The sequence below is a fragment of the Marinomonas sp. PE14-40 genome (genome assembly GCF_051623805.1).
In the GTDB taxonomy this organism is placed as follows: domain Bacteria; phylum Pseudomonadota; class Gammaproteobacteria; order Pseudomonadales; family Marinomonadaceae; genus Marinomonas.
The window spans coordinates 4,891,242-4,905,829 of sequence record NZ_CP130700.1 but is presented as its reverse complement, the minus strand read 5'-3'; the positions used below and the strand labels follow the sequence as shown (position 1 = coordinate 4,905,829).

Sequence of the window (14,588 nt, the reverse complement as noted above, 5' to 3'; positions counted from 1 at the left end):
AAAACCTCCCTTAACCTAGATCAATAGAATCCAAGCCATAGTTCTACTAATTCAAATACCCAAAGCTAGATCAAACTTTTAGTAAGTATCTCGCTCTTTTCTTATTCGCTAATCATTCACATAAAAAAACAGACAAAAAACCTCAAAACAAGCCTAAAAATAACCGCTTATTTAATAACCATATTGTTCAATTCGTTTTTATATAAATGCAAAGTCAAGTTGTAAAGGTAGATATACACAAATCATGCATGCATTTCACAATTGGTGCCAATTGATGACACTCACAAGGTCAAAAACATGAACTTATTAGTAAAAGTTGACATTAGATTGACTATAAAACGCACGAATGGAAGCATAAGTGAGCAACACAAAGTGCTTAAAAAGCAAAAAAAACTTATGGCAAAACGATTAATCACAATCGCAAATACCATAAATAATAAGAGCAAATGGAGATTGTAATGAAATTGAAAAAGTTAGCTTATTTAGTACCTGCTTTGATGTATATGACAACTGCGCAAGCCGCTGACATAGTACAACTTAAAGCAGACCAGAATCAGTCAATTATTGGTCAATCTATTATCGGCCAATCATTAACTAATTTGCCGCAAGCCCTTAATTTAGATAACAAAAACTCTTTTAAGAGCCATGACGTTAAAGCGATTAAAAAAGCGCGTCTACGTCAACAGTTCAATGGAATTGAGGTGTACGGACATTCATTGTCTGCTAAACGCGACGCATCTGGCAAAGTAAGCGAAGTTGTAGGTAATTATATTGCTAACATTGGCAATGATGTGACCTCTGTAAGCGCTGATTTAAGCAAAAAAGAAGCCATTGCAATCGCGCTACAAAAGGATGGCCTATCTGATCCTGAAAGAAGCAGTGCTGAATTGATTATTTGGCTTGATGAAGGTCAAACTGCTCACCTAGTTTATAAAGTAGACATCTTTACAGGCGGTGATACACCAGCTCGCCCTATTAGCTTCATTGACGCTAACTCAGGTAAGGTTTATGAATCATGGAATGCACTAAACCATGGCATAATCGGTCAATCTTCACCATCAAACAATGACAAAATCATTGGCCAATCAGTAGAAGCAATTGCCAGCCAGAACGCAACAGGTATTGGTGGCAACGAAAAAACAGGTGTTTATTACTACGGCACTGACTACGGCTATCTGCAAGTTGACTCTGATTGCCGCATGGAAACAGACAATGTTGCAACTTATGACCTAAACAACAGAACATCTGGCGGTAGCATTTATGAATTCACCTGCCCAGATAACAATGAAAAAGCGGCTAACGGCGCTTACTCTCCATTAAACGATGCTCACTACTTTGGTAATGTTGTTTATGACATGTACCAAGACTACATGAGCACAGCCCCTCTTTCATTCCAATTAAAAATGAAAGTGCATTATGGTAACAATTACGAAAATGCATTTTGGGATGGCTCAGCAATGACTTTTGGTGATGGTTATTCCACCTTTTACCCTCTAGTAAGTCTTGATGTTTCTGCCCACGAAGTATCACACGGTTTTACAGAGCAGAACTCTGGCCTTAAATATGAAAATCAAAGTGGTGGTATTAACGAAGCTTTCTCTGATATCGCAGGTGAAGCAGCAGAGTACTACATGAAAGGTACAAACGACTGGCAAGTTGGTGCTGACATATTTAAGTCAAACGGCGCTTTGCGTTACATGGAAACACCTAGCCGTGACGGGTCATCTATTGACCATGCAGACGACTACTATGATGGCCTAAACGTGCATTATAGCTCTGGTGTTTATAACCGTGCTTTCTATCTGTTGGCTAACACCAATGGCTGGAACACAAAAACCGCTTTCCAAGCGTTCGCATTAGCTAACCAACTTTACTGGGGAGTTAACACCACTTATGACGAAGGTGCTTGTGGTGTAATGAAAGCGGCTGAAGACTATGGTTTTAACACAACAGACGTAAGTGCTGCTTTCACCACTGTTGGTGTTGATTCAAGCTGTGGAACTGGTCCAGAGCCTGGTGATGACGTACTTGAAGATGGCGTAGCTATCTCTGGTCTAAGTGCGAACACTGGTGGTCAACTAAGCTATGTTTACACTGTGCCATCTAATACTAGCTCAGTGAAAATCAAAATTGCAGGTTCTTCAGGCGATGCGGATCTTTATGTAAGCAACGGAAGCGAAGCAACGACTAGCAACTGGGATTGTCGTCCATACAGATCAGGTAGCAACGAAACTTGCACCATGTCTGTAAGCTCTGGCGACAAACTATATGTCATGATAAATGCTTACTCTAGCTTCTCTGGCGTAACCTTAACAGGTGACAAAAACTAAGAGAGTTTAGCTTAAGTAAAAGTTATATCCCCGAGAAAGCCCTCGTCATTTGGCGAGGGCTTTCTTGGTTTATAGACTAAACTCATCATTTACAACAGCTTATTAAGTTTCCCTATTCTGCTACACATCAGCGTAAAAACACCAATTCACAAGTTTTAGTATTCAGCCTCATCAACAAGCTTTAAAATTAACAGATTAAAAGTTTGAACGAGATCACCATGACAAGCCATAACACCCTAGACCTAGATGACGCATTTCAACTAGCAGAACCAGCGGCAATAGAAGCCATAAAAACATGGACTACACCCTTATTTATCGCTCAACAGCCTGATCATGAGTTTTTAAAAGACGATCTCCTAAGTTATATCTACCAATGTAAGAGCCAACAGAAAGAACAGATAGACAGCCTTGTTGCCCCTATTGCTAAACATAAACTTTTTGAAAGCCCTCTCGATTTTTTAGAAGCACAAACACCTGAAGTCATGGAGCTCAAGCGTATCTTTGAAGAGCTTTTAGCTGAAGTTGCATTTGAGGTTAATAAAGAAGCTTGGCCTGAAGAAGTCGAAGTCGAAGCAAATATCATCGAATCTTGGTACCACGTAACACAAAATGGTGGTTATCATGATGCTCACTCTCACCCAAATTGCTCTTGGTGTGGCATTTATTATCTTGATCCAGGTGAAAGTACATTAGGTGATCGCAATGGTGTAAACCGTTTTTATGACCCAAGAGTCAATGCAGAGCACTACTCAGATGCAGGAACAGCCTATTTGAGTGGTCAAGGCGTATGGGATTTTGAGCCGAAAGAAGGCCAAATTATCTTTTTTCCTTCTTACCTTAAACATGCCGCCCTTACTTACTTTGGCCAAAAAGACCGTATTGTCATTGCCTTTAATGCTGTGATTGATATTTACTAATCCTTAGTTAAAGCCCTTTATTCAAGTAAGTAAAAGCGAATCCTCTCTCCTTTTTTACAATATGTGGATGAACTATCATCCACTTTTTCTAACTGCCTTAATAAATTTCATCTAATATTCAACCTAACCTCATACCCGCACTGAAATATAAACAGCGCAAAAATGCCTTAAAACTGCCATTTAATTGCAACAAAGACTCACTAACCTGTGAGCAGGCTTAAAACTAAACACGCGTTTAATAATCTTCTCATAGCAATAAAATAGGTAGGGCAGTACTGATGTATACCATGAGCAAAGAATTACAGAACAAAGAGTTATCCTTGTCAGAAGCTCAAGAACATACAATACAAGAAAATGAGCTAACAGCATTAGAACCGACTTTTAACAAGCTTGTTGATACTGCAATCAGTCGTCGTCGTTTTTTTGGGGCAAGCGCTACAGCAGGCCTAGGTGGCTTCTTTGCTTTTTCAAGTGTTGGTAATGCAGTGGCATCTGGCATGGGTAAACACGCAATGGCAAAATCACCATTAATTGGCTTTGATGCCATTGGTACATCAACGGCAGATACTGTTGTTTTACCTGATGGCTACCAGTGGCAGAGCTTGGTTTCTTGGGGAGATCCATTATTTGCTAACGCACCAAAATTTGACCCTAGCGGTAACGCGAATGCGGCCAGCCAAGCGCTACAATTTGGTGATAATACAGACGGCATGAGCTTATTTCCATTAAGCGAAGACCGTGCAATCCTAGCAATCAACAACGAATACACTAACTACAAATACCTTTTTGCAAACGGTGGCGACAGTCTATCTAAAGATGACGTACTAAAAGCGCAACACGCTCATGGTGTTTCTATCATGGAAGTTGAACGTGACCAACACAACTACTGGCGCGTACTAGACAACTCTAACTTCAACCGTCGTATTCACGTTCAAACAGAAATGAAATTGACGGGCCCAGCGGCTGGCCATGATCTATTGAAAACGAAAAAAGACCCGAGCGGTACTCAAGTTTTCGGTACTATGAACAACTGCTCAAATGGCTCGACACCTTGGGGCACTTACCTAACGTGTGAAGAAAACTTCAACGGTTACTTTGGCGCTGACGAAAGTATTGCTCGTACAGAAGAACAGAAAATGTACGGCATCAAAAACAATGAAAAGCGCTACCAATGGTACAAACAAGATGAGCGTTTTGATTTTGGTAAAAACCCAAATGAGCCTCATAAGTTTGGTTGGATTGTTGAGATCGACCCTAAAGATCCTAAATCAACACCGCTTAAGCGCACAGCAATGGGCCGCTTCAAACACGAAAACGTTGCAATCCACGTAAACTACGATGGTACTGTTGTCGCTTACATGGGTGATGATGAGCGTGGCGCACATATCTACAAATTTATTTCTAAACACAAGTACAATGCCAACAACCCAGATGCTAACCGCAATCTATTAGTAGAAGGCACACTTTACGTTGCTAAGTTCTCTATGACTCAGGATAAAGGTGCAGGCGAATGGGTTGAACTAACTTTCGGTAAGAATGGCCTAACACCAGAAAATGGTTTTGCTGATCAAGCTGAAGTACTTATTTACACACGTAAAGCCGCTAAACACGTTGGTGCGACAACCATGGACCGTCCTGAGTGGATTGCAGTGCATCCTGAAGGACACCAAGTTTATTGCACACTAACCAACAACAAAAACCGTGGTAAAGAAGGCCAACCAGTAGGCGGCCCTAATCCAAGAGCGGCAAACCACTATGGTCAAATCGTGCGTTGGACACCACCAAATGGTGACCACAGAGCAGACAAGTTCAACTGGGACCTATATCTAGTGGCTGGCAACCCAAATCAGCATCAAGATGCTTATGCAGGTAGCCACAACATTGGTTCTCACAACATGTTTAACAGCCCTGATGGTATTGGTTTTGACCAAGGCGGTCGTTTATGGATTCAAACAGACGGCAACTATAAAAACAAAGGTGACTTCCTAGGCCAAGGTAACAACCAAATGTTATGTGCTGATCCTGATACAGGTGAAATCCATCGTTTCATGACGGGCCCAGTAGGTTGTGAAATCACAGGTCTAGAATTCAGTACAGACAGTAAGTCTATGTTTGTTGGTATTCAGCACCCTGATGCCCACTTCCCAGAAGGCGGCAACAGCAAACCTCGCTCTACTGTGATCGTTATTACACGTAAAGACGGCGGTGTAATTGGCGCTTAATTAAAGTCAAATATTGTGTAGCAAAGCAAAAGAACGCCCTTCAACCTAAGGGCGTTTTTTTTATTTATAGATATGAAATAGCCATAACAAATGAACAAAGCACAATGCTTTTTTTTGATGCCGTATCACCTCTCAGGCTAAGCCCTCCTTTTGGACTTTATCTTTAAAAGATACAACTCTGACTCTTCTTCAATGAGGCAGCAAAGACATAGATATAACACTTTTATAAGTTAGCAACTAACCTATTTATGGAATACCCTATTAACTCCAGGAGCTTAGAATATGCCTTGCTCAAACACACTCTCTCACAGACCATGAACATGGCCCAAACTGTGGACACACAGCCATTAAGAATGGAAACCATATAGACTATCTAGTTGACTGCATTCTACATCACCCTCAAGGTGATCACTGTGATGACCACTGACCTGTCGATCTTGCTTAATTGCTTCTTTCATTTAAAGCTAAACAGAACTAAAAAAGTAAAAAAGAGAAATGAAAAACAATAGGAACAGGGTATGGAGTGGAGCAGAAAAGAGTTTTGAAAATTACCCCAATACAGAAAGTATCGGGGGTTTTGCTTTGGCTTTACTAGCTGTTCACTAACTTGCTAATAAAATCACGGCGTTCATTAACCGTTGAAAACTGAGCGCTCTTTTCACCTTGAGCATCAGTAAATACCACTCGGTTTTTATGAACCGAAATCGAGTGAACCGGTTGTTTAACTTGGATCTGTGTACCATTAAATATAATAGTCATAATAAAACTCACTATAAAGGCGCAGCTTAAGCGACGCATCATTTCTAATAAGCCTCATTATCGTATAACGATTTAATTCTGAAGTTCTTCTATTTTATCACCATCTCAAATAGCGAACTTAATTGGAATTGAGTACAGGACGCAACATTTTCTGTATTTCGTTGTTCAATAATTTAGCTTTAACATTTGGATTTTTTAATCTTGCTTACGCATTCTTAGGTAAGACTGAAATCGAGGAATTTAGTTCGAGGATTTGCTTAAATAAATCACCATTGAGGCTAACAGCTAATTATTTTAGTGGCAAGTATAATTTTCAACCAAAATTGACGTGCGTCATTAGTTGATACTTGCTAGAGATTTAATCATTAACTATAAATGAGCCCCTCTTTCATTGAAGGGCTCTATTTGTAATCGCTATACGAGAGTATTAATTAAGAGCGCCATAGTATTTTCTTAATCTAGCGGCAACCAATAGAAGAAGCAGAATGATAAGAGGTGTCACCCCTAAAGACCCTGCTCCATCTCGATTACTTATTTTCACTTTCTCAGGGTTTTCTTTAATACGTTCTTGGAAAGTCGATAGCTGATTTTTTAAGTTGATAACCATGTCATCAGCTGCATCTTCAAAACCTTTAATACTATCAGCCCTAAGCTCCTCACTTAAATTAACCAAGGTTGATTTACCAAGCACTCTGCTGGTACCTGGTGCCCTAAAAAGCATTGATTTACTTTCAATATCGTATACAACCGTATCCATTAGAGTACTTGTATCATTTTTTTCACCTGACACTAGATAAGCACCAACAATCGTCCAGTAACTTAGTGACAGCGCGCCCTCATCGGTAAACTGAACTTGGTCATAGGAGACTAAAGCAATTACATCTATGCCATACATGGTCTTAATTTGAGAAATATTAGAGAAGCTGCCTCCTGGAGTAAGATAAGCTGAAGGAATCACTTCTATACTACTCACAAATTTTAACTCTCTGAAGTTATCAGAGACTCTCTCTAAAATTTGATTCTTTTTAAATTCAGTAATTTGTCCTGAATAAGATTTACCTGTCCAAATATTATTGGAAGAGTTGTTGTCTGAACTTTCTGGTACAAAGGCGACTCCAACACGTAAGGGCAGCTTTAAGTGGGGAGTAGAAGTTGCCACTAAAAAGTTTTCTGATGTCGGGTAGAGATACTCCATAACACTACTTTTTGTGTTTATTCTTTGACTTGAACAGCCTGATAAACCTAAAGCAACTAACGCAATAAGAACAACCAAAGACTTCATTGAATTAAAAATCGCCATATATCCCTCGCAAAATAATACTCCAGCTGCTCACACTCATTAACGGACTAAAATCACAGCCAATTTGTTTACTTACTTTAAATTGACATAAAACTCATTGTTTTGAAAATGCTTTTCAAGTTATCTGGTATCTACAGAACGATCAAATGGATTAGAAAACACAAGAATTTTAAAAGTAGAAATATTAACAATGGTAAATAAGTAGTTAAGTTTTAGAAAAAACATCAATAACGTCTTATGTCCTCATTCTCAAAATAAGAAGGGCTATAGTAAAATTCAGATACTTTTTTACCGTATTTCAGATAATAAAAGCCCTTCATGAGAAGGGCCTTTTTTCACTATTGAGGCGCGTATTTACTTTAAACGCACTGCTCTTCTTCAGGCTCAATGTCTTCTGCTAGGAAACCACCTGTTTGGTGAGCCCAAAGTTGCGCATAGATACCACCAGATTGGCTAAGTTCATCATGAGTGCCTTGTTCGACTACCTTGCCATCATCCATCACGATAAGTCTGTCCATGGCTGCGATAGTTGAAAGTCTGTGGGCAATAGCAATAACAGTTTTGCCTTTCATTAAGCGATTTAAACTCACTTGGATAGATGCTTCAACTTCTGAATCCAATGCTGAAGTGGCTTCATCTAATACCAGAAGTGGTGCATCTTTTAATAGCACTCGGGCAATAGCAACACGCTGGCGCTGCCCGCCCGATAGCTTGACTCCACGCTCTCCGACCATGGCATCATAACCAACATTGCCATGAGGATCAGACAAGGTCAAAATAAAGTCATGGGCTTCTGCACGTTTTGCTGCGGCAATCATTTCTTCTTCAGTGGCATCCGGTCTGCCATACAAAAGATTCTCTCTCACAGTACGATGTAACAAGGACGTATCCTGAGTTACCATGCCGATTTGAGCACGTAAACTGTCTTGCTGTACGTCACTGATATCTTGGCCGTCTATCTTGATTTTACCGCCTTCCACGTCATAAAAGCGCATCAATAGATTTACCAAGGTAGATTTACCTGCACCAGATCGCCCGACTAACCCAACCTTTTCTCCTGCTTTAATTTGCAGGTTCAGTCCGTCTATACCGCCTTCGTCTTTGCCATATTGAAAACGCGTATTCTGGTAATGAATTTCACCTTTCTCAACATTTAATTTTGGCGCACCTTCTTTGTCTAATACTGTTTGAGCTTTAGACAAGGTTTTCATGCCATCTGCCACAGTACCAATATGTTCAAACAAGCCACCGATTTCCCACATAATCCACTGGGACATACCGTTTAATCTAAGTGCCATAGCAATGGCAATGGCGATAGCACCGACCGATACCGCATTTTGCATCCATAACCAAATCGACAGACAAGCAACACTAAATGACAAGATGTAGTTAAGCCCTTGAACACTGACATTCAAGAAAGTCACTAAACGCATTTGCTTGTAAGTCGTCACCAAAAAGCCATCCATACTTTCTTGGGCATAATTAGCCTCACGCTTATCATGAGAGAATAACTTAACGGTATTGATATTGGTGTAACTGTCTACGATACGTCCAGTCATGGTCGATCTTGCATCTGCCTGTAAAGACGATATTTGCTTCAATTTAGGCACAAAATAGAGCTGCACACAGGTATAACATACTAACCAAACCAGCATAGGCAACATAAGACGCCAATCCGATTGAGCCACTATGACCAACATGGAGATGAAATACACCAGAATAAAGACCAAGACATCTAACAACTTCATCACAGCTTCACGTACAGCTAATGACGTTTGAAGCACCTTAGTTGCAACACGTCCAGCAAAGTCATCTTGATAGAAGGAGACGCTTTGTTTTAGTAAATATCGGTGGGCCATCCATCGTATCATCATGGGGAAATTCCCCATTAGCGTTTGATGCACCACGCAAGAGTGGATAAAGACCACAATAGGAAGAGCAATCAATAACATGAGTGACATGTAAATTAGGCTCATACCTTCTTGCTGTAGAAAGGTTTCAGGGGTCTTAGTTGACAACCAATCAACCAGTTTACCCATAAAGTCAAAAAGGATAACTTCTAAAATGGCAAGTAAGGCTGTCAGTAATGACATTATGATTAAAGGCCGTCCAAAGCCTTTAGTATAATGACGACAAAACGCAATCAAGCCCGTCGGAGGCTGAGTGGGTTCATCATCAGGAAAAGGTTGAGTCCATTTTTCAAAAAAACCTAACATAAGTATCCTTTATATTATCCAGAGTAGGATAACAGAAAATAGAGAGTACTCTCCTTTTAAAACGCGTATTCAAAACAAGGAGGGAAAGACTTTAGATTAACACAAGAGAAGCCTTATTTAGCACAACAGAAAGTTAAAATTCGTGTGTAACACTGGGGAAAAATGCAAAAAATGAGTAAAGATCTCAAAACGAGTCACCTATGCGCTTTCATCCCAAAATCCCGTATACTCTCGCCCTTAACTGCCATCACTATATAAGGTCCGCATTCACTAATGACGCTCAATTTAGGTACGATTTTAATTCTTGGCTTGCTAAGTGCGTTAACGCCACTAGCGATAGATACTTATCTACCAAGTATCCCTGCCATTGCCGAATCTATTAATACGGATATTAATTTAGTTCAGCTTACAATTAGTATCTATCTTGGTGTTTATGCTTTTTCTCAACTTTTATATGGGCCAATTTCAGATGCTTATGGTCGTCGTAAAGTTCTCTTGTTCGGCATGGCTGTCTTTTTTATCGGTACCTTAATTTGTATTTTTAGCACCGACTTTAATAGCCTAATGTTAGGTCGTGCGATCCAAGCCTTTGGTGGCGCAGGTGTTGCCGTAGCCAACCAATCTTTGGTGAAGGATGGCTTGAGCCCAGATCAATTTGCCAAAGCAATGTCTTACATTATGTTAGTTATGTCTGTTGCCCCTCTTATCGCCCCCCTTGTCGGCGGTGCAATCTTACTCATCCTAGATTGGCATTACATTTTTGTCTTTTTAGCCTTAATTACCTTAATCAGTGCCAGCTTGTTTTATTACAAAATCCCAGAGACTTTGGCCCCTGAAAAGCGTCACCCTCTAGCTCTTAAAAGCGCCCTTTTAAACTACTACAGGCTCCTAAGAAACCCACTTGTAATGGGACATATACTCACTGGTGCCTTTCACTTTACCGGCATGATCACTTTTATCACTGGCTCAGCCTATGTCTATATCGAGTTTTATGGTGTGAGTGAACAAATGTTTGGTATCTTGTTCGCTCTTAATATGATTGCCATGATGCTTGCAACGACCATCAATGCTCGTCTAATTGACAAAATTGGAGCGAGAAAAGTGACCGAATATGCACTAAAAGCCGTGCTTACTTGCTCACTTATCATGTTTAGCTTGATGTTTTTTTCCAAACCTAGCTTATCTATTTTAATTTTACCGATTATTATTTTTGTTGGCTGCCTTGGCATATTAGGTGGTGGCCTTATGGCTGGTGCGATGCAACATGCTGGTAATTTAAATGGCAGCGTGACTGCCTTAGCAGGGACAACACGTTTCTCTATGGGCGCAGTAGGCGGTATTTTGGTGAGTATTCTTCATAACGATAGCTTCACCCCCATGCTAGGCATTATGGCAGCCTGTGGTCTTGCTTCTTTTACTTGTTATCATTTATTTTGTAAACAAAGTGCGACTACGAACAAATAGAATTTCAATATCAAGAGGATAACAAGACCTTTGTCATCCTCTTTTAAATCCCCACAAGATAGGACATAAAATGTTACATAGCAGTGAATTAATTGAAAAAGTAAAAAGCACACCAGAAGAAATTGCCTTCACTGACACTATGGCGACCATAGACAATGAGTACCAGTTTCAAGCAGCAAGTTTTCAAAATGGCGAACAAAAAAATGAAGCAGGCCAAAACAATGGCTCTTGCAAGATTTTCACCTTTGCTAAGCTACATAGCCTAGATGCAGCAGCGACACTGCAGCTGTTCGGTGATTTTTATCGCCTTGATGTACTGCAAAACCCTGAAGGCAAAGATCATCAAAACATTCGTCAGTTCATGATCCACGGCTGGGATGGCGTTAATTTCGAATCTATTTCGCTGACACCTAAAACTTAATTGCTAAAAAACTTAACCTCTAAGATTTAGCTACTAGGACTTAGTAGAAAAAGTATCTAATCCTTTCTTTCCAAATTATGCTTCGGGGAAAGGTTAAGCTTTATATAACGCAAAAAACCTAGTGTTGATCTAATCAACACTAGGTTTTTTTATGTCTGCAAATAGATGTATGACGAAAAGTCTGTGGCTAGCTTGCGCTTGTCACTACTTTGTTCGCATCTTCATCTTCTTCACGACGTCCCTTTTGAATCTTCATGACAGCAAAGGCAATCAAGAATGCAGGGATAAAGAACCACTCTTTAGCGGGTCTTTCAGTTTCTAACTGGAAGCGAGTCACTTGCCAATCAAAGTCCAATTTCTGAGCTTCTGCATAACCACCAAATACTAGGTTATCGATATAGATAGCACCGTTCTCTTCGCGTACTTCCATACCTGCGCCGTCATACAAACGGTCCCCAGCACTATCACCTTTGGCAATTGGAATGTTAACGGTTTTACTTACCCAACGACCGTCAATGTTTTCACCTTCAACAGAAATACGTAATTGCTGTAGATCTGGTGATTCATCAATGTATGCCATCATGCTAGTTGCTCCACGCTCCTCGAAAGGTTCGAGGATTTGATCCAACCAGAAACCTGGGCGGAACAAGGTAAATGCAACCAACAACAACAATGCAGATTCGTACCAACGACTCTTACTAAAGAAGTAGCCTTGAGTCGCTGCAGCAAAGATCAACATAGCGGCGAGGGAAACAATAAAGACCATTACCCCTTGAGCGAATGTCACATCAATTAACAGCAAATCTGTATTAAAGATGAATAAGAAAGGCAATAGTGCCGTTCTCATCGAATAGAAAAAGGCGGTAAAACCTGTTTTGATGGGATCACCACCAGAAACAGCCGCCGCGGCAAATGAGGCGAGCCCAACCGGGGGGGTCACATCCGCCATTATGCCAAAGTAAAACACGAACATATGAATCGCGATTAGCGGTACGATTAGGCCGTTTTGAGCACCTAGCTCTACCACTACGCTCGCCATCAAAGAAGAAACTACAATATAGTTAGCTGTTGTTGGTAAACCCATACCCAGTACAAGACTGATTAGCGCAACCATCAATAGCATGATGATAAGTACACCACCTGAAACTATCTCAACAAACTCAGCCATTACTTGGCCAATACCTGTCAAAGTCACAGTACCGACAATGATACCCGCTGTTGCTGTCGCTACACCGATACCTATCATGTTACGGGCACCTGTGTTTAGGCCATCCGCGAGATCAACTAAGCCATCAAAGCAGGCTTTCTTGATTTCACCTTGTTTACGCATCCAAGCCTTAAGTGGCTTTTGAGTAAACAGGATAAATGCCATTAACATACATGCCCAGAATGCAGATAAACCTGGAGACTTACGTTCTACCATTAAGAACCAGATTAGCAATACAAGTGGCACTAGGTAGTACAAACCAGACTGGTAAATATCAGCAAATTTAGGCAAGCGTACGATTTCTGCTTTCGCATCATCCATTGCTAGATCAGGCTTTTTAGCAGAAAGGTATAATAAACCAAAGTAGCCAAATACAACGAAAGACAACAAAGCAATATTTGCCAGATCTCCAAACAGCCACTTAATTGCTACGACAAAGTAGTAAAGTACGCCAGCCAGTATCAACATACTCGCCGTAATTAAGCCAGAGCGTAGTAATTGAATCTTCCAAGGGCGAGCAGGTGTGCTACGTGGCAAGCCTTGCATATTACTCTTCATCGCTTCTAGGTGAACAATGTAAAGCAAAGCAATGTAAGAAATGGTTGCCGGTAAGAAGGCATGCTTAACCACTTCAATGTAGGAAATACCTACGTACTCAACCATCAAGAAAGCAACTGCCCCCATTACAGGTGGCATGATCACACCGTTTACAGAAGAAGATACTTCAACTGCGCCTGCTTTCTCAGCACTAAAGCCCACTTTTTTCATAAGTGGAATAGTGAAAGTACCCGTTGTCACTACGTTAGCAATGGAAGATCCTGAGATTAGGCCTGTCATAGCAGAAGACAAAACAGCCGCTTTCGCAGGACCACCACGCATGTGACCAAGTAAGGCGAAGGCAACTTGAATAAAGTAGTTACCAGCACCCGCTTGGTTCAACAAAGCACCAAAGAGTACAAATAAGAATACAAAACCAGAAGAGACACCTAAGGCAATACCGAATACACCTTCTGTGGTTAACCACATGTGGGTCATGGCTTTTTCAATTGACGCACCTTTCCAACGTAGAATATCCGGTACATATTGGCTATCACCGAAGAATACATAAGCAAGGAAAAAGAGTGCCACTATCATCAACGGCGGCCCTAATGAGCGGCGCGCAGCTTCAAGCGTTAGCATGATACCAATGCCTGCAACAACTAAGTCTTGGGTTGTTGGCAGCCCTGGACGAAGAGATAAATCTTCGTAAAACAAATAAAGGTAGCTAGCACAAAAAGCAGCAACCAAAGCTAGCGCATAATCTAGATAAGGAATACGATTTTTCGGGCTTTTGCTAAAAGCGGGGAAAGCAAGGAAGGCAAGCATGACAGCAAATGCCAAATGGAGGGCTCTTGATTCAGTATCGTTTAAAAAACCTATTCCTATTTGAGAAGGAAGCGGTGAACCAATCCATAATTGATAAAGGGACCAAGTTAAGGGTAATAAAAACAGTAAAGCAACGGCAAAACGACTTTTAGGCTGTCGATTTCCCGTATCTGCCTCAGCGATGAGGTCGTCCAGTTGCTCCGAAGTGGGAGATACTTTCGCATCACTAGTCATACTAGGCTCCAGCAGGATTACCTAAAGGGCAATCTATATAGAATTAACAAACGCAAATAAAAAAGAGTGGCTAGACGTATGTCAGGTCAGACTTAAATCTAGCCACCCAAAACTTAAAAAACGGTAGAAACTTTCTTAACGCGGGGCGCGAAC

The 14,588-nt window shown here is 40.7% G+C and carries 9 protein-coding genes; 5 read left to right on the top strand and 4 right to left on the bottom strand.

Annotation, left to right across the window (positions count from 1 at the left end; translation table 11 throughout):
• Positions 1-458 precede the first annotated feature (458 nt).
• The 3 genes from Q0A08_RS22720 (at position 459) to Q0A08_RS22710 (ending at position 5,469) form a co-directional block, all read left to right on the top strand.
• Positions 459-2,330: a M4 family metallopeptidase gene (locus Q0A08_RS22720; protein ID WP_438463796.1), complete on the top strand. Its 1,872-nt coding sequence runs from the start codon at positions 459-461 to the stop codon at positions 2,328-2,330.
• 218 nt (positions 2,331-2,548) lie between these two features.
• Positions 2,549-3,247, top strand: a complete 699-nt coding sequence (locus Q0A08_RS22715; protein ID WP_438463795.1) for a putative 2OG-Fe(II) oxygenase — start codon at positions 2,549-2,551, stop codon at positions 3,245-3,247.
• Between the two features lie 287 nt (positions 3,248-3,534).
• Complete coding sequence (locus tag Q0A08_RS22710) at positions 3,535-5,469, top strand: PhoX family protein (RefSeq protein ID WP_438463794.1); 1,935 nt, start codon at positions 3,535-3,537, stop codon at positions 5,467-5,469.
• Between the two features lie 591 nt (positions 5,470-6,060).
• Here Q0A08_RS22710 and Q0A08_RS22705 read toward each other — a convergent pair.
• The 3 genes from Q0A08_RS22705 to Q0A08_RS22695 all read right to left on the bottom strand — a co-directional run bounded on the left by Q0A08_RS22705 (position 6,061) and on the right by Q0A08_RS22695 (position 9,744).
• Positions 6,061-6,228 (bottom strand): hypothetical protein, encoded by a 168-nt coding sequence (locus Q0A08_RS22705; protein ID WP_231870328.1) that lies wholly within the window; start codon positions 6,226-6,228, stop codon positions 6,061-6,063.
• A 427-nt stretch (positions 6,229-6,655) separates the two neighbouring features.
• Positions 6,656-7,528 carry a rhombotarget lipoprotein gene (rhlP, locus tag Q0A08_RS22700; RefSeq protein ID WP_438463793.1) on the bottom strand — a complete coding sequence of 291 codons (873 nt, stop codon included), beginning with the start codon at positions 7,526-7,528 and terminating at the stop codon, positions 6,656-6,658.
• Between the two features lie 359 nt (positions 7,529-7,887).
• Positions 7,888-9,744 (bottom strand): ABC transporter ATP-binding protein, encoded by a 1,857-nt coding sequence (locus Q0A08_RS22695; protein WP_438463792.1) that lies wholly within the window; start codon positions 9,742-9,744, stop codon positions 7,888-7,890.
• A 273-nt stretch (positions 9,745-10,017) separates the two neighbouring features.
• Here Q0A08_RS22695 and Q0A08_RS22690 point away from each other — a divergent pair, with 273 nt between their 5' ends.
• Positions 10,018-11,208, top strand: coding sequence for a Bcr/CflA family multidrug efflux MFS transporter (locus Q0A08_RS22690; protein ID WP_438463791.1), 1,191 nt, complete (start codon positions 10,018-10,020; stop codon positions 11,206-11,208).
• Between the two features lie 70 nt (positions 11,209-11,278).
• On the top strand, positions 11,279-11,629 hold the full coding sequence (locus Q0A08_RS22685; protein WP_438463790.1) for a HopJ type III effector protein: 351 nt from the start codon (positions 11,279-11,281) through the stop codon (positions 11,627-11,629).
• 187 nt (positions 11,630-11,816) lie between these two features.
• Here the strand turns inward: Q0A08_RS22685 and Q0A08_RS22680 are convergent, their stop codons facing one another.
• Entirely contained in the window at positions 11,817-14,435 is a 2,619-nt protein-coding gene (locus tag Q0A08_RS22680) for a TRAP transporter permease (protein ID WP_438463789.1), read from the bottom strand.
• Between the last annotated feature and the right edge of the window lie 153 nt (positions 14,436-14,588).

What these genes read in the sequence shown, in the direction of transcription:
- Q0A08_RS22720 (WP_438463796.1), top strand. Translation starts at nt 459, where the DNA reads ATGAAATTGAAAAAGTTAGCTTATTTAGTACCTGCTTTGATGTATATG.
- Q0A08_RS22715 (WP_438463795.1), top strand. Translation starts at nt 2,549, where the DNA reads ATGACAAGCCATAACACCCTAGACCTAGATGACGCATTTCAACTAGCA.
- Q0A08_RS22710 (WP_438463794.1), top strand. Translation starts at nt 3,535, where the DNA reads ATGAGCAAAGAATTACAGAACAAAGAGTTATCCTTGTCAGAAGCTCAA.
- Q0A08_RS22705 (WP_231870328.1), bottom strand. Translation starts at nt 6,228, where the DNA reads ATGACTATTATATTTAATGGTACACAGATCCAAGTTAAACAACCGGTT.
- rhlP (WP_438463793.1), bottom strand. Translation starts at nt 7,528, where the DNA reads ATGGCGATTTTTAATTCAATGAAGTCTTTGGTTGTTCTTATTGCGTTA.
- Q0A08_RS22695 (WP_438463792.1), bottom strand. Translation starts at nt 9,744, where the DNA reads ATGTTAGGTTTTTTTGAAAAATGGACTCAACCTTTTCCTGATGATGAA.
- Q0A08_RS22690 (WP_438463791.1), top strand. Translation starts at nt 10,018, where the DNA reads ATGACGCTCAATTTAGGTACGATTTTAATTCTTGGCTTGCTAAGTGCG.
- Q0A08_RS22685 (WP_438463790.1), top strand. Translation starts at nt 11,279, where the DNA reads ATGTTACATAGCAGTGAATTAATTGAAAAAGTAAAAAGCACACCAGAA.
- Q0A08_RS22680 (WP_438463789.1), bottom strand. Translation starts at nt 14,435, where the DNA reads ATGACTAGTGATGCGAAAGTATCTCCCACTTCGGAGCAACTGGACGAC.